This is a genomic window from Lacrimispora struthionigena (assembly GCF_048627165.1).
Taxonomy (GTDB): domain Bacteria; phylum Bacillota; class Clostridia; order Lachnospirales; family Lachnospiraceae; genus Lacrimispora.
In genome coordinates this window covers 100,723-121,011 of sequence record NZ_JBMBWP010000002.1, presented here as the reverse complement: position 1 = coordinate 121,011, position 20,289 = coordinate 100,723, and the positions used below count along the sequence as shown (strand labels likewise).

The window sequence follows — 20,289 nt, the reverse complement described above, 5'->3', positions numbered from 1 at the left end:
ATATGAGTAAACCAGTAGTAGCCATCGTAGGCCGCCCAAATGTGGGTAAGTCTACGCTGTTTAATGTTTTAGCCGGTGAGACCATTTCCATAGTAAAGGATACACCGGGAGTGACCAGAGACCGTATTTATGCTGACTGTACCTGGCTGAATATGAATTTTACCCTGATTGATACAGGCGGAATTGAACCGGACAGCAGCGATATCATTCTTTCCCAGATGAGGGAACAGGCAGAAATCGCCATTGCCACAGCAGATGTTATCGTATTTATTGTGGATGTACGCCAGGGTCTGGTAGATGCGGATTCAAAGGTAGCAGATATGCTTCGTAAATCCAAAAAACCGGTTGTCCTTGCAGTGAATAAGGTAGACAGCTTCCAGAAGTTCGGCAATGATGTATATGAATTTTATAATCTGGGAATCGGAGATCCCATTCCGGTATCAGCAGCTTCCAGACTGGGATTAGGTGATTTGCTTGATGAGGTTGCCAAGCATTTCGGTACATTCCAGGCAGAAGAGGAAGATGATGACCGACCAAGAATTGCTATCGTGGGAAAACCAAATGTTGGTAAATCTTCTATAATTAATCAGCTTCTGGGTGAAAACCGGGTTATCGTATCCAATATTGCGGGAACCACCAGAGATGCCGTAGATACGGAGATCGTCCATAATGGTACGGAATACGTATTTATTGACACAGCCGGACTGAGAAGAAAGAGTAAAATCAAAGAAGAACTGGAACGATACAGCATTATCCGTACCGTAACAGCAGTCGAGCGGGCCGATGTGGTGGTAGTTGTAATTGACGCAGAAGAGGGCGTTACCGAGCAGGATGCCAAGATCGCAGGAATTGCCCATGAACGGGGCAAGGGAATTATTGTGGCTGTAAACAAGTGGGATGCCATTGAGAAGAATGACAAGACCATTTACGAATACACCAAAAAGATTAAAGATACTCTCTCTTTTATGCCTTATGCGGAATTTATATTTATCTCAGCTAAGACCGGACAGAGAATGAGTAAATTGTTTGAATTGATCGATATGGTTCGTGAGAATCAGACTCTTCGTGTAGCGACCGGAGTTTTAAACGAAATTATGACGGAAGCAGTTGCTCTTCAGCAGCCGCCTTCTGATAAAGGCAAGCGTCTCAGACTTTATTATATGACCCAGGTAGCCGTTAAGCCGCCGACCTTTGTCATCTTTATAAACGATAAAGAACTCACCCATTTCTCCTACACAAGATATCTTGAGAACAAGATCAGGGATGCGTTTGGATTTAAGGGAACCTCCTTAAAATTTATTTATAGAGAGCGGAGCGGAAAGGAACAATAATTATGGAAAGAATGATCTGCCTTATTGCAGGATACCTTTGCGGACTGTTGCAATCCGGTTATTTTTACGGGAAAACACATAAGATTGATATCAGAAAATACGGAAGCGGAAATTCCGGTACCACCAATGCACTGCGGGTTATGGGACCAAAAGCAGGAGCTGTGGTCTTTTTCGGTGATTTTCTAAAGTCCTTGCTTCCCTGCCTGGCAGTCCGCCTGGTGTTTCAGAATCAGCCGGAGATGATTTATCTGTTGATTCTGTATACCGGTTTTGGTGTCATTCTGGGTCATAATTATCCCTTCTATCTGCAGTTTAAAGGTGGAAAGGGAATTGCTGCTACTGCAGGTCTTATTATGGCGGCAGATTTAAGAATGACGCTCCTGTGCCTGACTTCTTTTATATTAATTGTGTTAATTACGAGATACGTGTCTCTTGGTTCACTGGTTGTAGCAACTATATTCCTTATCTGGATGTGTGTGTTTGGATCCATGGGCGCATACGGAATTGGTCAGAATCTTCTGCCGGAATTTTACATAGTTGCGGCTTTGATCAGCGGTCAGGCGTTCTGGCGCCACCGGGCGAATATCGGCAGACTGATTCATGGCAAAGAAAATAAAATATCTTTTGGATCCGGAAAAACAAAATGAGGTGAGTCATATGGCTAAAATTGGAATCATCGGATCAGGTAGCTGGGGTATGGCATTGTCCGTACTTCTATATAATAATGGACATGAGGTAACTGTGTGGTCTGCTTTGCCTGAGGAAATAAGGGAGATGCAGCAGACTCACCGGCATCATACGCTTCCAGACCTTGTACTTCCGGATCATATGGTATTTACAGAGGATCTGGAAGAAACCATGACAGGAAAAGATCTGCTTGTCACAGCAGTTCCTTCTGTTTATGTGAGATCAACCGCAAAGCGGATGAATCCGTTCTGCCGTTATGGGCAGGTGGTTGTGAATGTAGCAAAAGGAATTGAAGAATCCAGTCTGATGACATTATCTGAGATTCTGGAAGAAGAGCTTCCTATGGCTGACGTAGCTGTGTTATCCGGCCCAAGTCATGCCGAGGAAGTAAGCAAGAGCCTTCCTACCACCTGTGTGGCAGGTGCAACAACGAGAAAGACAGCCGAATACATTCAGAGTCTCTTTATGAGCGAGGTATTCCGGGTCTATACAAGCCCTGATATTTTAGGGATTGAGCTTGGCGGATCTTTAAAGAATGTAATTGCACTGGCAGCCGGTATCGCAGATGGACTGGGATATGGAGATAATACCAAGGCAGCTTTAATTACAAGAGGCATCGCTGAAATTTCAAGACTGGGTACGGCGATGGGAGGAAAGATTCAGACGTTTGGCGGTTTATCCGGCATTGGAGATTTAATTGTTACCTGCGCCAGCATGCACAGCCGTAACCGGAGAGCAGGAATTCTTATGGGACAGGGAAAGACCATGGAAGAGGCGACAAAAGAAGTAAAGATGGTAGTGGAAGGTATTTACTCCGCAAAGGCTGCTCTTGCCCTTTCAGAGAAATATGAGGTGTCCATGCCTATTGTGGAACAGGTAAACGCGGTGCTTTTTGAGGGCAAGTCTGCATCAGAGGCAGTGCGGGATTTGATGCTCCGGGATAAAACGATTGAAAGTTCTGATATTCCGTGGGAATAATCCAAAAGTTGACTTTATTTTATTATTTTAAAACAAAATTAGTTGACATTTTTTAAAAGCCATTCTATTATAAAGACTATGTATACGTTACAACGTTAATGTGTCGTATATAAAATTGTTTCATGAGGAGGAATGGATTGTGAAAAAATCTATGAAAAAGTTACTGAGTCTTGGTTTGGCAATCGCCATGGCGGCATCTTTAACTGCCTGTGGAAGCGGTAAAGCTTCTGAGGGCACAACCGCAGCTGGAACAGAAACCAAGGGTGAAGCACAGACCACCGCAGCGGGCGGCGCAGCAACAGGAGAGGGCACAATTAAGATCGGCGGGATCGGCCCAATCAGCGGAAGTACTGCAATTTACGGACAGGCTGTAAAGAATGGCGCAGAACTGGCAGTGAATGAAATCAATGCAAACGGCGGTATTAACGGAGCAAAGATTGAGTTTAATTTCCAGGATGACGAAAATGATACAGAGAAATCAGTGAATGCTTACAACACCTTAAAAGACTGGGGTATGCAGTTACTGGTAGGAACAGTTACTTCTGCTCCCTGTATTGCAGTTGGAGCTGAATCAAGCAATGATAATATGTTCCAGTTAACACCATCCGGATCTGCAGTAGACTGTACCAAGTTTGAAAATCAGTTCCGTGTATGTTTCTCAGATCCAAACCAGGGTGCCGCTTCAGCACAGTACATCGGTGAAAACAAGCTGGCTACTAAAGTAGCAGTTATTTATGACAGCTCTGATGTTTACTCATCTGGTATTCATGACAAATTTATATCCGAAGCAGCAAATCAGGGGATTGAAATTGCTTCTGATGAAGCATTTACAGCAGATAACAACACAAACTTCTCTGTACAGCTTCAGAAAGCACAGGATTCCGGTGCAGAACTTGTTTTCCTTCCTATTTACTATTCCCAGGCAGCTTTAATCCTTGCCCAGGCAAAACAGATGGGATATGCTCCTGCATTCTTTGGCTGTGATGGTCTTGACGGACTTCTTACAGTAGAGAACTTTGATACAAAACTTGCTGAGAATGTAATGCTTTTAACACCTTTTGCAGCTGACGCAAAGGATGATCTTACTCAGAAATTTGTAACTTCTTTTAAAGAGAAATACAATGAGACTCCAAACCAGTTTGCAGCAGATGCATATGATGCAGTTTACGCTGTAAAAGCAGCAGCTGAAAAATCTGGTGTGACTGCAGATATGGACGCTTCCGCAATCTGTGATAAGTTAAAAACTGCAATGACTGAGATTTCTATCAACGGTCTGACCGGTGAGAATATGAAATGGTCTGCAGACGGAGAACCGGATAAGGCTCCAAAAGCAGTAAAAATTGTAAACGGCGTTTATACAGCAATGTAAAATGACCCGCTGGAGGGCCGTCCAAGGGACGACCCTCTTCTTTGATATAATTTTCTTGAATAAAGACGAATGAGGTGCGTTGGTATGATGAGTTTCATATCCTATTTTATTAATGGTTTAAGCCTTGGCAGTGTTTATGCAATTATTGCTCTTGGTTATACCATGGTATATGGCATTGCCAAGATGCTTAACTTTGCTCATGGCGATGTTATTATGATTGGAGGATACGTGGTGTTCACAGTTGTCAGCACGATGGGCTTGGGTCCAGTTGCGGGCATTCTCCTTGCGGTTATTCTATGTACTGTATTGGGCGTGGTCATTGAGGGCGTCGCTTATCGTCCTTTACGTATGGCAAGTCCTCTGGCAGTTCTGATTACGGCAATCGGTGTGAGCTACCTGCTTCAAAACATCGCACTGCTTGTTTTTGGTTCCAATCCAAAGTCCTTTACCTCTGTTGTAACAGTTCCGGCTTTAAAGCTGGCAGATGGAAAGCTTACGATCTCCGGAGAGACCATCGTTACAATTATCAGCTGTGTCGTCATTATGATTGGTCTGACTACATTCATTAAGAAGACAAGAGCAGGACAGGCCATGCTGGCAGTATCCGAAGACAAGGGCGCAGCCCAACTGATGGGAATTAATGTAGACGGCACCATTGCACTTACCTTTGCAATTGGTTCTGCACTGGCTGCCATTGCAGGTGCACTTCTTTGCTCCGCCTATCCGACCCTTACCCCATATACCGGTTCCATGCCTGGAATTAAGGCATTCGTAGCTGCTGTATTTGGTGGAATCGGTTCTATTCCCGGTGCATTAATCGGAGGCCTGCTTCTGGGTGTGATTGAAAACTTAAGCAAGGCTTACATTTCATCCCAGCTTTCCGATGCCATCGTTTTTGCAGTTCTCATCGTTGTCCTTCTTGTGAAGCCTACCGGTATTCTCGGCAAGAAGATCAACGAGAAAGTATAGGTGGACGAAATGGAAAAAAGTACAGCAAAAAAGTTTCATATTGATAAAACATTTAAGACAAATCTAATTACTTACAGCATTGTAATTGCGGCATTTATTATTGTACAGATTTTAATTTCTGCTGGACAGGTCAGCAGTCTGATGAAGGGTCTTTTAGTGCCTCTTTGTATTTACAGCATTATGGCGATTTCTTTGAATCTGACCGTTGGTATTCTGGGCGAGCTCAGCCTTGGTCATGCAGGTTTTATGTGTATGGGAGCGTTTGCCAGCTCTATATTCTCCATCTCCATGATGGATTCTATACCCAGTGCAGGTATTCGTTTTTTCTTAGCAATTCTAGTGGGCGCAGCAGCAGCTGCAGCTGCCGGTATTGTTGTGGGAATCCCTGTTTTAAGGCTCAGAGGTGACTATCTGGCAATTGTAACACTGGCTTTTGGCGAAATTATTAAGAATGTTGTAAATGTGCTTTATCTTGGAAAGGATTCAAACGGATTTCATTTTTCCATGAAAAATGCCATGGCTCTTAAGATGGAAAAAAGCGGAACAATCATATTAAATGGAGCACAAGGAATTACAGGTACACCGAAGAATTCCACCTTCGCCATAGGTGTAATTCTTACCTTGATTACCCTCTTCATTGTTCTTAACCTGATCAATTCCAGATCCGGACGTGCAATCATGTCTGTCCGCGATAACAGAATTGCAGCAGAATCCATTGGAATTAATATAACCAAGTATAAACTTATGGCATTTACCATCTCTGCCTCTCTTGCAGGAGTAGCAGGTGTACTATACTCCCATAACCTTTCTTCCCTCACAGCTACTCAGAAGAATTTTGGCTATAACCAGTCCATTATGATCCTGGTATTTGTGGTACTTGGAGGAATCGGGAATATCCGCGGGTCTATGATTGCGGCAGTCATTCTGACGCTGCTTCCTGAGCTGTTAAGAGGATTAAATGCTTATCGTATGTTGATTTATGCCATCATCCTGATCGTCATGATGATTTTTAACTGGAGTCCGAAGCTGATCGATTTCAGAAAACGTTATTTTCATTTGAACAGGGCGAAGAAGGAGAGGGTATAATCATGGCTTTACTTGAAATTAATAACCTTGGAATTTCATTTGGCGGTCTTCGGGCCGTGGATAATTTCAGCATTACTATAGAAAAGGGACAGCTGTATGGTCTGATCGGACCAAACGGTGCGGGGAAAACCACGATTTTTAACCTATTAACCGGAGTTTATAAACCGAACGCAGGAACCATATTGTTAGATGGCAACAATATTACCGGAAAGAAAACGGTAGATATTAACCGTGCCGGAATTGCGAGAACATTTCAGAATATCCGTCTTTTTAAGGATCTGACGGTTCTTGATAATGTAAAAACAGGTCTTCACAACAGTCATCCCTATTCCACCGTTGCCGGAATTTTAAGGCTTCCTAATTATTATAAAGTTGAAAAGCAGATGGATGAGAAAGCAGTAGAGCTTTTAAAGGTCTTTGATCTGGATAAAGAGAAGGATACCCTTGCGTCCAATCTGCCTTATGGAAAGCAGAGAAAGCTTGAGATAGCCAGAGCGCTTGCCACTGGTCCAAAGCTTCTGCTTCTTGATGAGCCGGCTGCAGGTATGAATCCCAATGAAACGGCTGAACTTATGGATACCATACGTTTTGTACGGGATAATTTTGATATGACCATTCTGTTAATAGAACACGATATGAAGCTTGTCTCCGGGATTTGTGAGCGTTTGACGGTGCTGAATTTCGGTCAGGTGCTTACCCAGGGTAAAACAGCGGATGTGCTTCATGATCCGGAAGTCATCAAAGCATATCTGGGAGAATAAGGAGGCTTTCTACATGGCAATACTTGAAGTAAAAAATCTGGAAGTATATTATGGCGTCATTAAGGCGTTAAAAGATATTTCTTTTGAAGTAAAAGAAGGAGAGATTGTTGCATTGATCGGTGCCAATGGTGCTGGTAAAACAACCACTCTTCATACAATAACCGGTCTGATTAAGGCAGCATCCGGCAACATCCAGTTTGATGGTCATGATATAACCAAAATCAGAGGGGACAAAATCGTAGGCATGGGCATGGCCCACGTTCCGGAAGGAAGAAGGGTTTTCGCGGCTTTAAGCGTCTATGAAAATCTGAAGCTGGGTGCCTATACAAGAAGAGACAAGAATGAGATTGAAGAAACTCTTCAGATGATCTACAAGCGTTTCCCCAGACTGTTAGAAAGAAAGAACCAGCCTGCAGGTACATTAAGCGGCGGCGAACAGCAGATGCTTGCCATGGGACGTGCTCTCATGAGCCACCCCAAGGTTATCGTCTTGGATGAGCCGTCTATGGGACTTTCACCAATTTATGTGAATGAAATCTTTGATATCATACAGGAAATCAATAAATCAGGAACAACCGTACTTTTGGTGGAACAGAATGCGAAGAAAGCATTATCCATAGCAAACCGTGCTTACGTTTTGGAAACAGGCTCCATTGTATTAAGCGGAGATGCCAAAGAACTGATGAATGATGATTCTGTTAAGAAGGCATATTTAAGTGAATAAAACAGGTTAAACAAATGCTGCAGCAAAGCTTTTCCTTGCTGTGGCATTTGTTTTGTAGCGAAAGAGCAAAAAGTTTATCCAAAAAATCAAGAAAGAGACGGTTAATTATGGTAAGATAAGTTTCGGTATTCTATAAACAAAGGGGGAAGGATATGTACTGGGTACTTATAAAATGCTGCTTTCGGCAACAATTTCAGTATAAATGGAATCTGCTTTTTCAGATGGCTGGTGACTGGCTTGGTATTTACATAAAAATCTGTATCTGGCAGGCTATTTTAAATGCAGGCAACATAAAGAACATTAATTTCGAAACATTAGTTTCTTATTCAATTATAGCAGCCATGGTCAGTGGGCTGTTAAATTCAAGGGTAGCAGAGGAACTGGCAGACCGTTTCCGGACAGGGATGATTGCGATTGATTTTATCCGCCCAATTTCTTTAAAATGGTATTATTTCTTTGGACAATTAGGAGAGAATTTGTATCACGTTCTCTTTGAAGGGATTTTCATTGCAACAGTGTCATTTATAATTTGGAAACTTCCCATTCCGGTGACAGGAACTATTCTGATTTTTCTGGTCAGCCTGTTTTTGGGACTGCTGATCATGTTTTTTATCCAGTATACGATAGGGCTGTTGGTCTTTTGGATGAAAGACGGCACTTATACGCGCATGATAGCAGATGGGTTATTTCTTCTGTTTTCAGGAATTGATATTCCTCTCTGGTTTTATCCTGACTGGCTGAGAGCGTTATGCGATTTTCTCCCTTTCTCCTATGTGGCATTTAAGCCTATTTCCATATGGCTTGGTATGCAGGAAGCAGATCAGTGGCAGAAAATATTGCTCATTCAGCTTTCCTGGGTACTCATTCTGTTTATGGCAGAGCGGCTTATATGGAAACAGATACAAATCAGTGTAGAAATTCAGGGAGGTTGATTGTTTATGTTTGGTTTGTATGGTGCATTTGCTAAAGTCGCTTTCCTGACACAGCTGGAATACAGAGGTCAGTATTTTATGCGTATGATTGCTAAATTGCTGGGGTGGTCTTCCGGTTTTATTCTGTTGGTTATTTTACTGAATAAAGTGGGACCTGTGGCAGGCTGGGGGTTATATGAGATTCTTCTTTTATATGCCTTTGATGTTCTTTCTTATTCCATAGCAGGAACGTTTTTTATGGGTGGTTTCGGTAAGCTGCCACGATTGATTCAAAGCGGAGAGCTGGATGGAATTTTAACCAAACCGGTGAATCCTCTTATTTATCTGATTTGTACAAAGATAAGCGCAGGGTATACCAGTAATTATGTAATAGCCGGAGCAATGATAGGAATCAGTCTGCACAAACTGGGGGTCTCTTTGTCCTTTTATCAGATGATATGGCTGATTCTCGATATAGCCGGTGCTTCGCTGATCCAGGCTGCTGGTTTCATGGTAACAACAGTTCCTGCATTCTGGTTTTTAAAAAGCGACGGGCTGTATCGCCTTTTTTACAGGAACCTCACCAGCTTTCTTCAGTATCCCCTTACGATTTACCATGGTGGTATTCGGTTTTTACTGACCTTTTTGCTGCCATATGGATTTATTAATTTTTATCCTGTCCAGTTATTTATTAACAGGCAGGAGGGGATGCCGTCACCGGTTTTCTTGTTCCTCACACCATTTGTGGGAGCATTTGTATTTTTTATTGCTTACAGATTCTGGAACAAGGGGCTTAACGCATATCAGAGCACGGGATCGTAAAATAAAAGCGGAGGGTAACTATGTCATATATTACAGTTGATCATGTAACCAGAGAATTTAAAAGCTTTAAACGTCCTGAGGGATTAAAAAAAGCTCTTTCTACCCTTTTAAACCGAAGCTATGAGGTCAAAAAAGCAGTGGATGATTTATCCTTTACAATAGAAAAAGGAGAACTGGTGGGATACATCGGACCAAATGGAGCCGGGAAATCCACAACCATTAAAATGCTGACAGGAATCATTACGCCTACCAGCGGAACCATAAAAACCGGTGGATTGGTCCCATGGGAAAACAGAAAAGAAAATGCAAAACACATTGGTGTTGTATTTGGTCAGAGATCTCAGCTCAACTGGGACCTGCCCATGGAAGATACCTTTGAGCTGTACCGAAGAATGTATGGTACTGATAAAGTACAGTTCCGGAAAAATACGCAGATGTTTACAGAACTTCTAGAGATGCATTCTTTTTTAAATAAACCGGTACGGCAATTAAGCCTTGGGCAGAAAATGAGAGCAGAGCTGGCGATTGCTCTTTTGCACGATCCTGATATTTTATATCTGGACGAACCAACCATCGGACTTGATGTAGTGGTAAAGGACAAAATAAGAAAGTTTATAAGAGAGTTAAACCGTGAGAAGAAGACAACGGTAATTCTTACAACCCATGATATGGCTGATATAGAAGAAATCTGTGACCGGATTATTATGATTGATCATGGAACGCTGATGCTGGACCAGACACTTGCCTCGTTTAAATCACAGGGAGCAGACCAGTATTATGTGGAGGTTGCATTCCAAAACTTTAAAAAACCTTTGTCCTTCGACGGTGTAGAGCTTATGAAAGAGCAGCCTTTTTGTCATACTTATAGCATAAATCCCAGACTTGTTTCCATGAATGATCTGCTGAGCGGCATTTCGGAACTGTTTGAAGTTACAGACATTACAATTAAGAAACCAGAGATTGATGAAATTGTACGAAAAATATATACCTCTCAATCAGGAGAAACAAGTGGACAGTTATAATGTATTAAATGTTGCGATTCAATATGTGGAAGATCATATCAAAGAGATAATATTACCAGAAGAGATTGCAGAGGTCTGCAATTACTCCGTTTCTAATTTAAAATACTTATTTCATAAAGTATTCCAGTATGGGATGATGGAATATGTAAACAGAAGAAAGATTACAGAAGCTGCATGCCGACTGATAAAAACACAGGAATCGGTCTGTTCGGTAGCCTTTTATTACGGATTTGGCTCCCAGGAAGTTTTCACCAGAGCATTTTATAAGATATGGCAGGAGACACCGGGCGTATACAGAAAGAAAAGGCATTTTTACGGAATTTATCCAAAACAGGAGTTTATTTGCGATGAATGCGGTGTTTTTCGCAGGCGGTTTGATTTAACCGGCCTGACAGAAGAATTAAATGCAAGAGAATGCTCGACTGTTGTTTGTTTTGACATAGTAGGTATCCGTTTTATTAAAACCTGCTATGGAAAAGAAGCTGGAGAGGCCGCTGCTTTACATGCTCTGCGGCGAATTGAAGAATTAATGGAAACAGAATGCACCCTCTACCGGCTGGCAGGCGATAAGTTTGCAGTGAATTTAGGAGGAGCAGGGTATCCGGCTGCCAGGAACGCAGCATTACAGGTCCTAAAGGCCAATGGCACCAGTTTTATAGTTAAAGGAAATGAAATCTTCTTATCCATGTTTGCCGGAGTGACTCATATTAATGCCAGGGGAATTACTTCAAAACAGCTGTTTGATCAGTTAAATCTTACCATAGAAGAGGCTCATAAGCGACTGTTTCGGAATTTTACCAGTCCTTATGGATTTCCCGTTTTTGGACTTTTCTACGATGATGCTTCCGGTCTTTACAAAGGCGAGGTCAGTCATGCTCACAGGGAAACACAAAAAGGCAGTCATGGATTTAGCTGCAAGATCCCCTGCGAGGAAATAAACTATTTCTTTTCCATTGATGATGAAACAGAACCGGTTCGCTGGAATACAACAGAAAAAGAATACCATCTGTTTTTCCCGGATGGTGAGGACTGGTATCGGAAAACAGTTTTTAACAGCTGCAAAGAAGTGATGAGGGAACATTATTATATCATCAGAAACTTACGGTATCATAAGGATCAATCCCTAACCTATACCTTGCTGCATTTGGAAATCACGCTCACGGCAGATGGCCGGGTGATGACACTGAATGGCGGTGAGTTGAAGGAAGCCCTCTATGAAGGAATCATTTCTAAAAAAGAGTATGGAAAAATTATAAATACCGGTAAATCCATCCTTAATCGGTTGGAAAAGAAAAGGGAATAATCTTTTCACCCCCGCATATTATGTAACAGCACAGAAGGGGGAATCTTTATGGACAATTATAACGTATACAATGATATCAAAGCCCGGACCAACGGAGAAATCTACATTGGAGTTGTTGGCCCCGTCAGAACAGGAAAATCCACCTTTATCAAGCGTTTTATGGAATTGATGGTACTGCCGGGCATGGAAGACGAACACCAGAAAACTCAGACAAGGGACGAACTGCCACAAAGCGCAGCCGGCAAAACCATTATGACGACGGAACCTAAATTTATTCCCAAAGAGGCCGCAACAATCCGCCTGGGAGATGAGATTGAAACCAAGGTCCGCCTGATCGACTGCGTGGGATTTATGGTAGACGGAGCAGCCGGGCATATTGAAAACGAAGAAGAACGTCTGGTAAAAACACCATGGTTTGATTATGAGATTCCATTTACGAAAGCGGCGGAAATCGGAACCAGAAAAGTTATCAATGATCATTCCACCATTGGAGTTGTTGTTACCACAGACGGTTCTATCGGTGAACTGAAGCGCCCCAACTACATAACTGCAGAAGAACGTACCGTTACAGAGCTTAAAAATCTTGGAAAACCATTTCTCATACTACTGAATTCTGCAAAACCATATTCAGAGGAAACCGTTGCCCTGGCAAACGATATGAATCAGAAATATGGTGTAACAGTAATGCCCATTAACTGTGAGCAGTTAAAGAAAGAAGATGTAGGAAATATTCTGGAACGGGTATTAAAGGAATTCCCTGTAACGGAAATGGATTTTTACATTCCAAAATGGCTTGAAATTCTACCTGCCACTCACTGGTTAAAGGCTCAGGTAATTCAGGCAGCGAAAGACATGGTGAAAAAGGTTGCACAGATGAGGGATGTATCTTCCGGGTTATTTAACGGAGAAACAGAGAGTATCCGGGGGATTAAAGTCCAGAACATGAACATGGCAGACGGAAGCGTATCCGTTGACATGGACGTGGATGACAGCTATTATTATCAGATTTTAAGTGATTACGTGGGAATTCCCATTGAAGGGGAATATCAGCTGATGCAGACCTTAAGTGAGCTTGCAAAGATGAAAAAAGAGTATGAAAAGGTCAATCAGGCCATGAGTCAGGTCAGACTGAAAGGTTATGGAGTTGTGACTCCGGAACGTTCGGAAATCATGCTTGATGAGCCAGAGGTGATTAAACATGGAAATAAGTACGGCGTAAAAATGCGTGCGGAAGCTCCTTCCATTAATTTAATCAAAGCCCATATTCAGACTGAGATTGCCCCGATCGTAGGCAGCGAGCAGCAGGCAGAGGATTTAATTGCCTATATTAAGGAAAATGCAAGAGAAAGTGAAGAAGGTATCTGGAACACCAATATCTTTGGAAAATCCATTGAGCAAATTGTAGAAGACGGAATTCAGACAAAAGTTTCCCAGCTTACGGAAGATTGTCAGATGAAGCTGCAGGACACCCTCCAAAAAATAATTAACGATAGTAATGGCGGTATGATTTGCATTATTATCTAAATTAATGGTATAATAGGAAAAACAAATACAAAAGGAGGGCTTTTATGAAATTGACATTCATCGGCGCAGCCCACGAGGTAACCGGAAGCTGTCATTATCTGGAAGCGGCAGGGTTAAGGGTTCTTGTGGACTGCGGAATGGAGCAGGGGATTGACCGATTTGAAAATGCCAGCCTGCCTGTCAGCTACGCCCAGATTGATTATGTGCTGCTGACACACGCTCACATTGACCATGCAGGGCTGCTTCCTTTTATTTATGCCAGAGGCTTTCGGGGGAAGGTGATTTCTACCGATGCCACAGCTGATCTTTGCGCAATTATGTTAAAGGACAGTGCCCACATTCAGGAGTCAGAGGCAGAATGGAAAAATCGGAAAGCAAGGCGTGCAGGTCTTCCGGAAGAAGAGCCCCTTTACGGAATGAATGATGCCATGGGGGTATTGGAACTGTTCCGGTCCTATCAGTATAACGAAAAAGTAGAACTGGAAGATGGCTTCACCATTCGGTTTACCGACGTGGGTCATCTTCTTGGTTCCGCTTCCATTGAAACCTGGATCAGAGAAGAAAACTGCTCCAGGAAAATCGTTTTCTCCGGCGATATCGGCAACAAGAACAAGCCGTTAATCCGCGATCCACAATATATAAAGGATGCCGATTATGTAGTGATGGAATGTACCTACGGCGATCGTCTCCATGGCAAAATACCGGATCATGTGAGTGTTCTTGCAGGCATTGTCCAAAAAACCCTTGACCGGGGCGGAAATGTGGTAATCCCTGCTTTTGCTGTAGGAAGAACCCAGGAGCTGCTTTATATGTTCCGGCGGATTAAGACCGAGAAACGGATTACAGGACACGATGGATTTGAGGTATACGTTGACAGCCCTCTTGCCGTTGAGGCAACGCAGATTTTTAAAGACAATCTGACAGATTGTTATGATGAGGAAACAAGGGATCTGGTTATGAATGGGATTAACCCCATATCATTTCCCGGTCTGAAGCTTTCCGTAACCAGTGAAGATTCCAGAAACATCAATTTTAATTCAAAGCCCAAAGTTATTATATCGGCTGCAGGAATGTGCGATGCCGGACGTATCCGGCACCATTTAAAACATAATCTGTGGCGCCCGGAGTGTACCATTGTCTTTACGGGCTATCAGTCCATAGGGACGCTTGGCAGAAGCCTGATCGATGGAAGCACCGATGTAAGGCTTTTTGGTGAAACCATACAGGTGGAGGCCCATATTGAACAGATGGGTGGGATGAGTTCCCACGCAGATATGGAAGGATTGATTGCCTGGTTGAATGCATTTGAAGAAAAACCGCGACAAGTATTTTTGGTTCATGGCGATGATCTGGTCTGCAATTCCTTTGAACAGCTTTTAAGAAAAGAGTATGCTTATGAAGTGAGTGCACCCTATTCTGGTTCCATCTATGATCTGTCTCTTGGCAGATGGGTGGATGAAACAGAAGGAATCGCAGTGGTCAAAGCGCCCGAAACTGCTAAAAAACCAGTGGGTGTTTACGGCCGGCTGTTTGCTGCAGGTGAGCGTCTGCTGCAGGTGATACGTCATAATGAAGGCGGAGCCAATAAAGATCTGGCTAAATTTGCGGATCAGATTAATTCATTGTGTGATAAATGGGACAGATGAGAATAAGGAGAACGTGAGAAATTGACAAAGGTACAATTATTTACAGATGGAGCTGCAAGAGGAAATCCTGACGGACCGGGAGGTTACGGCGCGATTTTGCAGTTTACAGATTCCACAGGGCAGCTCCATGAAAAGTCCATGTCTGCAGGATATGTGAAAACCACGAATAACCGAATGGAACTGATGGCGGCCATAGCAGGTCTGGAAGCATTAACACGCCCATGTATGGTGGAGCTGTATTCAGATTCCAAATATTTAACTGATGCATTTAACCAGCACTGGATTGATAACTGGGTGAAAAATGACTGGAAAAGAGGCAAGAGCGGTCCTGTAAAGAATATTGATTTATGGGAGCGCCTGCTGAGGGCAAAAGAGATGCATCAGGTAACGTTTCACTGGGTAAAAGGACATGCTGGTCATCCGATGAATGAAAGGTGTGATGTTCTGGCGACCAGTGCAGCTGACGGACATGATCTGCTTACGGATGAAGGCATTTCCTAAAGAGATAAAGTTGTGATAAAACTTACATATCTCTTACAATCTCTTACTAAATCCAGTTTCCTATTTTCTTTCTTTTTTATTTGTGATATGGTAATTTTATTAAATCATGTTAGGATGAAAAGTCATGAATAGAAACAGAGGGATTTGGATTGTAATAGGAAGTATACTGGTGATCGGTATATTGGTGACCTTTGCTACCTTCAGCTTTGTAAATGGTAAAGACAGCACAACGAATTCTTCCGTAGTTTCAGGATATTCCGAGGACAGCCCGCTTTCAAAAGAAGAAAAAGCAGCAGGAAGCGATACTGTCCGGCAGATCTCTCCGGATATCATGATGCAAAAAGAAGTACAGAAGAAATCAGCTGCCGTTGAAACGGAGCCATCTTCGGAATCAATCACCTCTGAAGAGAATAGCGAAAATGCCCAGCTTCAGGATACCCAGGGTCCGATGATGAAGCGTGCACTTATGGCAGAGCCAGAGCCGGCTGCAGGAGATACAGAACTATCCGAAGAAAGTGAAACCCAGTTAGTTGGACCGGAACCAGTCATTACACCGATCACTCCGGATTCAAAGGCCAAGACAGCTCAGGCGGCAGCTCCTGATGAAAGCGCCGATTATTTTAAAAAGCATTTCAAAGAGCTGGATGCCCAGATTAAAAAGATGAGGGAGGATTCTGCAGACTCAAACACATATTCCATGAAAGCTCTGGCTGACAAAGAACTGAAGCTCTGGAATCGGGAGCAGAATACAATATATGAGGCGATTTCTGAAAGCCTGCCCGAAGACTCAAAAAGAAAGCTGGAAGCATCACAGCAGTCCTGGATTAAAGACAGGGATTTGAAAGCAGAGGAAGCTGCGAAGAAGTACAGCGGCGGTTCTCTGGAAGAACTGGAATATACTGCTTCTCTCGCGGAATCCACCAGAGAGAGAGCTTATGAGCTGGTCACAGAGTATGAGGAATTTCTTACTCCATAGAAAGAATAAAAAGTACGGTTTTTGCCGTACTTTTTTCTACTGTGTAAAAAAAATAACAAATGAATATCTTGCTAAATAAAATCCCTTGTGATAGGATAATAAAATGAGCGATATTATAATAACTTTCGGGAGGAAAAAATAATGACAGAAATATTTGCAAGTTTCCTGGGAACCGCTATTAAATTCCTGTTTTTCCTGTTTATTTCCTGGGGAGGAATTGTATGCGGAAAGAAATACAGAGATCATAAAGACGCCATCAGTGCCGCAGCTGATGCGAATGAGACTAAATAACAAACGGAGGACAGTAACGTGAATAACTACGGTGTGAATGAACTGAGGAGAATGTACCTGGAATTCTTTGAGAGTAAGGGACATTTAGCGATGAAAAGCTTCTCCCTGGTTCCACATAATGATAACAGCTTGTTATTGATCAACTCGGGTATGGCACCCTTAAAACCTTATTTTACAGGTCAGGAGATTCCTCCAAGAAAACGAGTAACAACCTGCCAGAAGTGTATCAGAACCGGTGACATTGAGAATGTTGGCAAGACTGCCCGCCACGGCACTTTTTTTGAGATGCTTGGCAATTTTTCATTTGGAGATTACTTTAAGAATGAAGCAATTCACTGGTCATGGGAATTTTTAACAGAGGTAGTCGGACTGGATCCGGACAGGCTGTATCCTTCCGTATACTTAGACGATGATGAAGCATTTGAGATCTGGAACAAAGAGATCGGTATTGCGCCAGAGCGTATCTTCCGGTTTGGTAAGGAAGATAACTTCTGGGAGCACGGAGCTGGCCCTTGTGGTCCTTGTTCTGAGATTTATTATGACCGCGGCGAAAAGTATGGCTGTAAAAAGCCAGGCTGCACCGTAGGCTGTGACTGTGACCGTTATATGGAAGTATGGAATAACGTATTTACCCAGTTTGAGAGCGACGGTCAGGGAAACTATGAAGAATTAAAGCAGAAGAATATAGATACAGGTATGGGTCTGGAGCGTCTTGCAGTAGTGGTTCAGGATGTGGATTCCATTTTCGATGTAGATACCATTAAAGCGCTTTTAAACCGCGTTGCAACCCTTGCCAAAACAGAGTATAAAAAGGACGGGGATGTTGATGTATCCCTCCGTCTCATCACCGATCATGTTCGTTCCTGTACCTTCATGATTTCCGATGGAATTATGCCGTCTAATGAAGGAAGAGGATATGTACTGCGCCGTCTTTTAAGAAGGGCTGCCCGTCATGGAAGACTGATTGGGATTGAAGGCAAATTCCTTGCCGATTTATCGACTACTGTGATTGAACTTTCAAAGGATGGCTACCCGGAACTGGAAGAGAAAAAGGCCATGATATTAAAGGTTCTTACTCAGGAAGAAGATAAGTTTAATAAGACCATTGACCAGGGTCTTGCCATTTTAAATGATCTGGAAGAGGATATGGTAAAAAAAGGAATCAAAGTTCTTTCTGGAGAGGATGCATTCAAGCTTTATGATACCTATGGCTTCCCTCTTGATTTAACTCTTGAGATTCTGGAAGAAAAACAGTTTGGTGTGGATGAAGCAGGCTTTAAGGCAGCGATGCAAAAGCAGCGGGAAACTGCCAGAAACGCAAGAAAGACCACCAATTATATGGGCGCAGACGTAACCGTTTACCAGTCCATTGATCCATCTCTTACCACAGAATTTACAGGATACGACAGTCTGGTTTGTGATACGGTAATCACTGCACTTACCAGTGAAAGCGATCTTGTGGAAGCTTTGACTGATGGAGAAGCCGGAACAATTGTTACAGAAAAAACTTCCTTCTACGGAACCATGGGCGGTCAGCAGGGTGATACCGGTGTGATTGTCTGTGAAACCGGAGAATTTAAAGTAGAAGATACCATTCACCTTCAGGGCGGCAAAGTCGGCCATGTGGGAAGAGTTATAAAAGGTATGCTTCAGACCGGTGATAAAGTTACCTGTAAGGTATGCGAAAAGAATCGTCAGAATACAGGAATGAACCACAGCGCAACCCATCTTCTTCAGAAGGCATTAAGAACCGTGCTTGGAAACCATGTAGAGCAGGCCGGATCTTTCGTAGATGGAGACAGACTTCGTTTTGACTTTACTCATTTTTCAGCGTTAACACCAGAGGAGATCCTTAAGGTTGAGACTCTTGTGAATGAAAAAATCAAAGAATCTCTCCCTGTACAGACAGAGATTATGACTCTTGAAGAGGCGAAAAAGTCTGGCGCCATGGCATTATTCGGTGAAAAATATGGTGACAGTGTCCGCGTAGTAAAAATGGGTGACTTCTCAACAGAACTTTGCGGCGGTACTCATATTTCCAATACAGGAGTGATCGGATCCTTTAAGATCCTGTCAGAAACTGGTATTGCAGCTGGTGTCCGCAGAATCGAGGCATTAACCGGTGACGGCTTAATGAACTATTATAAAGAGACAGAATTAACCCTGCATGAAGCAGCAAAAACTGCAAAGACCACACCTGCTTCCCTGACAGCAAAGATCGAATCTCTCCTGGAAGAGATCAAAGCTCTTCATTCTGAAAACGAGAAGTTAAAGAGTAAGCTGGCCAATGATTCCCTGGGTGATGTTATGGATCAGGTAACAGAAGTTAAGGGTATGAAAGTACTGGCTGTAAAAGTTCTTGATGTGGATATGAATGGCCTTAGAAACTTGGGAGACCAGTTAAAAGACAAACTGGGAGAAGGCGTAATCGTCATCGCATCTGTTCAGGATGGAAAAGTTAATTTAATGGCTGCTGTTACAGATGAGGCTCAGAAAAAAGGAGCCCATGCAGGTAACTTAATTAAAGCCATAGCTTCCCTTGTGGGCGGCGGCGGCGGTGGACGTCCAAATATGGCTCAGGCTGGCGGAAAGAATCCGGCAGGAGTAGATGCATGCTTATCCAAAGTAGCTGAAGTAGTGGCTGAACAACTGAATTAATAGCAGGATTAATTGAAAAAATATAAAAAATTTTTCTTGACGTATGGCAGAATTATGCTATAATCATATCAGTGCTATAAAATACCCAAACAGTTGTATTATGCACAAGTACACAACTGGAGGGAGGTTAGGTGTGAGCTATGTCAAATGTAATCGTTAAAGACAACGAGAGCTTAGATAGCGCTTTACGCAGATTCAAAAGAAACTGTGCAAAAGCAGGTATCCAGCAGGAAATTCGTAAGAGAGAGCATTACGAAAAGCCAAGCGTAAGACGCAAGAAAAAGTCTGAAGCTGCAAGAAAACGTAAATATAACTAATTCTAAAAGATGAATCCCTGGTCTCTTTTCGTGACCAGGGGTTTTTTCGTCTTTTTATGAGCGATAGAATTTTCCCTGTCTCGATTGCATATAGTAGAAAAGAAGAAATCAGAGAGAGGCGAAAAAGTCATGCTGGAGGAAACAAAGGTAAAAGCAGCTTCCGCCTTAAGACTTCCAAAGGATGTGGTTCTTGGAGAGGTGCTTGTGTCGTTTCTTGGCCGCCATAGTGTTGTGATTGAAAATTACAGAAGTATTATTTTATATACCGACTGTTTAATCAAGATTCAGGCAAAAAACTGCCGGGTTATCATCGGTGGAAGCCGCCTGATGATCGAGTATTACACCAATGAGGAAATGAAAATTAACGGTTACATTAAGTCCCTGGAATTTGATTAACCGGGAATAATGGAGGT

The 20,289-nt window shown here is 42.7% G+C and carries 20 protein-coding genes; all 20 read left to right on the top strand.

Annotation, left to right across the window (positions count from 1 at the left end; all coding sequences use genetic code 11):
* Positions 1–2: 2 nt before the first annotated feature.
* The 20 genes from der to ACOAOT_RS09330 all read left to right on the top strand — a co-directional run bounded on the left by der (position 3) and on the right by ACOAOT_RS09330 (position 20,272).
* On the top strand, positions 3–1,331 hold the full coding sequence (gene der / locus ACOAOT_RS09425; protein WP_420216765.1) for a ribosome biogenesis GTPase Der: 1,329 nt from the start codon (positions 3–5) through the stop codon (positions 1,329–1,331).
* Between the two features lie 2 nt (positions 1,332–1,333).
* Positions 1,334–1,978 carry a glycerol-3-phosphate 1-O-acyltransferase PlsY gene (plsY, locus tag ACOAOT_RS09420; RefSeq protein WP_104437489.1) on the top strand — a complete coding sequence of 215 codons (645 nt, stop codon included), beginning with the start codon at positions 1,334–1,336 and terminating at the stop codon, positions 1,976–1,978.
* A 10-nt stretch (positions 1,979–1,988) separates the two neighbouring features.
* Positions 1,989–2,996 carry an NAD(P)H-dependent glycerol-3-phosphate dehydrogenase gene (locus ACOAOT_RS09415; protein ID WP_170820388.1) on the top strand — a complete coding sequence of 336 codons (1,008 nt, stop codon included), beginning with the start codon at positions 1,989–1,991 and terminating at the stop codon, positions 2,994–2,996.
* A 151-nt stretch (positions 2,997–3,147) separates the two neighbouring features.
* On the top strand, positions 3,148–4,365 hold the full coding sequence (locus tag ACOAOT_RS09410) for an ABC transporter substrate-binding protein (protein ID WP_420219404.1): 1,218 nt from the start codon (positions 3,148–3,150) through the stop codon (positions 4,363–4,365).
* A gap of 87 nt (positions 4,366–4,452) precedes the next feature.
* Positions 4,453–5,334, top strand: a complete 882-nt coding sequence (locus tag ACOAOT_RS09405) for a branched-chain amino acid ABC transporter permease (RefSeq protein WP_104437661.1) — start codon at positions 4,453–4,455, stop codon at positions 5,332–5,334.
* 9 nt (positions 5,335–5,343) lie between these two features.
* Positions 5,344–6,420: a branched-chain amino acid ABC transporter permease gene (locus tag ACOAOT_RS09400; RefSeq protein ID WP_420216764.1), complete on the top strand. Its 1,077-nt coding sequence runs from the start codon at positions 5,344–5,346 to the stop codon at positions 6,418–6,420.
* A gap of 2 nt (positions 6,421–6,422) precedes the next feature.
* A complete protein-coding gene (locus ACOAOT_RS09395; protein WP_104437487.1) occupies positions 6,423–7,181 on the top strand; it encodes an ABC transporter ATP-binding protein in 759 nt (252 codons plus the stop codon).
* A gap of 13 nt (positions 7,182–7,194) precedes the next feature.
* Entirely contained in the window at positions 7,195–7,905 is a 711-nt protein-coding gene (locus ACOAOT_RS09390) for an ABC transporter ATP-binding protein (protein WP_104437486.1), read from the top strand.
* Between the two features lie 152 nt (positions 7,906–8,057).
* A complete protein-coding gene (locus ACOAOT_RS09385) occupies positions 8,058–8,837 on the top strand; it encodes an ABC transporter permease (RefSeq protein ID WP_420216763.1) in 780 nt (259 codons plus the stop codon).
* Between the two features lie 6 nt (positions 8,838–8,843).
* The gene (locus ACOAOT_RS09380; RefSeq protein WP_420216762.1) at positions 8,844–9,638 is read left to right on the top strand and encodes an ABC transporter permease; all 795 of its coding nucleotides are present in this window, start codon (positions 8,844–8,846) and stop codon (positions 9,636–9,638) included.
* A 20-nt stretch (positions 9,639–9,658) separates the two neighbouring features.
* Positions 9,659–10,660 carry an ABC transporter ATP-binding protein gene (locus tag ACOAOT_RS09375; protein WP_420216761.1) on the top strand — a complete coding sequence of 334 codons (1,002 nt, stop codon included), beginning with the start codon at positions 9,659–9,661 and terminating at the stop codon, positions 10,658–10,660.
* Positions 10,647–11,963, top strand: coding sequence for a helix-turn-helix domain-containing protein (locus ACOAOT_RS09370; protein ID WP_420216760.1), 1,317 nt, complete (start codon positions 10,647–10,649; stop codon positions 11,961–11,963). Before ACOAOT_RS09375 ends, ACOAOT_RS09370 begins: the two co-directional genes overlap by 14 nt.
* A gap of 48 nt (positions 11,964–12,011) precedes the next feature.
* Entirely contained in the window at positions 12,012–13,487 is a 1,476-nt protein-coding gene (gene spoIVA / locus ACOAOT_RS09365) for a stage IV sporulation protein A (RefSeq protein ID WP_420216759.1), read from the top strand.
* A 44-nt stretch (positions 13,488–13,531) separates the two neighbouring features.
* A complete protein-coding gene (locus tag ACOAOT_RS09360) occupies positions 13,532–15,133 on the top strand; it encodes an MBL fold metallo-hydrolase RNA specificity domain-containing protein (RefSeq protein ID WP_420216758.1) in 1,602 nt (533 codons plus the stop codon).
* Positions 15,134–15,154: 21 nt separating this feature from the next.
* Positions 15,155–15,634, top strand: coding sequence for a ribonuclease HI (gene rnhA, locus ACOAOT_RS09355; RefSeq protein WP_420216757.1), 480 nt, complete (start codon positions 15,155–15,157; stop codon positions 15,632–15,634).
* A 124-nt stretch (positions 15,635–15,758) separates the two neighbouring features.
* A complete protein-coding gene (locus tag ACOAOT_RS09350; protein ID WP_420216756.1) occupies positions 15,759–16,610 on the top strand; it encodes a lysozyme inhibitor LprI family protein in 852 nt (283 codons plus the stop codon).
* Positions 16,611–16,751: 141 nt separating this feature from the next.
* Positions 16,752–16,901: a hypothetical protein gene (locus ACOAOT_RS09345; protein ID WP_349673359.1), complete on the top strand. Its 150-nt coding sequence runs from the start codon at positions 16,752–16,754 to the stop codon at positions 16,899–16,901.
* 51 nt (positions 16,902–16,952) lie between these two features.
* Positions 16,953–19,559 carry an alanine--tRNA ligase gene (gene alaS, locus ACOAOT_RS09340; protein ID WP_420219403.1) on the top strand — a complete coding sequence of 869 codons (2,607 nt, stop codon included), beginning with the start codon at positions 16,953–16,955 and terminating at the stop codon, positions 19,557–19,559.
* A gap of 140 nt (positions 19,560–19,699) precedes the next feature.
* Entirely contained in the window at positions 19,700–19,876 is a 177-nt protein-coding gene (gene rpsU, locus ACOAOT_RS09335; RefSeq protein ID WP_003504099.1) for a 30S ribosomal protein S21, read from the top strand.
* Between the two features lie 129 nt (positions 19,877–20,005).
* The gene (locus ACOAOT_RS09330; RefSeq protein WP_104437476.1) at positions 20,006–20,272 is read left to right on the top strand and encodes a YabP/YqfC family sporulation protein; all 267 of its coding nucleotides are present in this window, start codon (positions 20,006–20,008) and stop codon (positions 20,270–20,272) included.
* Positions 20,273–20,289 lie beyond the last annotated feature (17 nt).

Excerpts from the sequence above, each read along its gene's own strand:
- ACOAOT_RS09410 (WP_420219404.1), top strand. The coding sequence starts at position 3,148 with ATGAAAAAGTTACTGAGTCTTGGTTTGGCAATCGCCATGGCGGCATCT.
- ACOAOT_RS09415 (WP_170820388.1), top strand. The coding sequence starts at position 1,989 with ATGGCTAAAATTGGAATCATCGGATCAGGTAGCTGGGGTATGGCATTG.
- ACOAOT_RS09390 (WP_104437486.1), top strand. The coding sequence starts at position 7,195 with ATGGCAATACTTGAAGTAAAAAATCTGGAAGTATATTATGGCGTCATT.
- ACOAOT_RS09375 (WP_420216761.1), top strand. The coding sequence starts at position 9,659 with ATGTCATATATTACAGTTGATCATGTAACCAGAGAATTTAAAAGCTTT.
- ACOAOT_RS09400 (WP_420216764.1), top strand. The coding sequence starts at position 5,344 with ATGGAAAAAAGTACAGCAAAAAAGTTTCATATTGATAAAACATTTAAG.
- plsY (WP_104437489.1), top strand. The coding sequence starts at position 1,334 with ATGGAAAGAATGATCTGCCTTATTGCAGGATACCTTTGCGGACTGTTG.
- ACOAOT_RS09330 (WP_104437476.1), top strand. The coding sequence starts at position 20,006 with ATGCTGGAGGAAACAAAGGTAAAAGCAGCTTCCGCCTTAAGACTTCCA.
- ACOAOT_RS09380 (WP_420216762.1), top strand. The coding sequence starts at position 8,844 with ATGTTTGGTTTGTATGGTGCATTTGCTAAAGTCGCTTTCCTGACACAG.
- der (WP_420216765.1), top strand. The coding sequence starts at position 3 with ATGAGTAAACCAGTAGTAGCCATCGTAGGCCGCCCAAATGTGGGTAAG.
- ACOAOT_RS09395 (WP_104437487.1), top strand. The coding sequence starts at position 6,423 with ATGGCTTTACTTGAAATTAATAACCTTGGAATTTCATTTGGCGGTCTT.
- ACOAOT_RS09350 (WP_420216756.1), top strand. The coding sequence starts at position 15,759 with ATGAATAGAAACAGAGGGATTTGGATTGTAATAGGAAGTATACTGGTG.
- spoIVA (WP_420216759.1), top strand. The coding sequence starts at position 12,012 with ATGGACAATTATAACGTATACAATGATATCAAAGCCCGGACCAACGGA.
- ACOAOT_RS09405 (WP_104437661.1), top strand. The coding sequence starts at position 4,453 with ATGAGTTTCATATCCTATTTTATTAATGGTTTAAGCCTTGGCAGTGTT.
- ACOAOT_RS09345 (WP_349673359.1), top strand. The coding sequence starts at position 16,752 with ATGACAGAAATATTTGCAAGTTTCCTGGGAACCGCTATTAAATTCCTG.
- rpsU (WP_003504099.1), top strand. The coding sequence starts at position 19,700 with ATGTCAAATGTAATCGTTAAAGACAACGAGAGCTTAGATAGCGCTTTA.
- alaS (WP_420219403.1), top strand. The coding sequence starts at position 16,953 with ATGTACCTGGAATTCTTTGAGAGTAAGGGACATTTAGCGATGAAAAGC.
- ACOAOT_RS09360 (WP_420216758.1), top strand. The coding sequence starts at position 13,532 with ATGAAATTGACATTCATCGGCGCAGCCCACGAGGTAACCGGAAGCTGT.
- ACOAOT_RS09385 (WP_420216763.1), top strand. The coding sequence starts at position 8,058 with ATGTACTGGGTACTTATAAAATGCTGCTTTCGGCAACAATTTCAGTAT.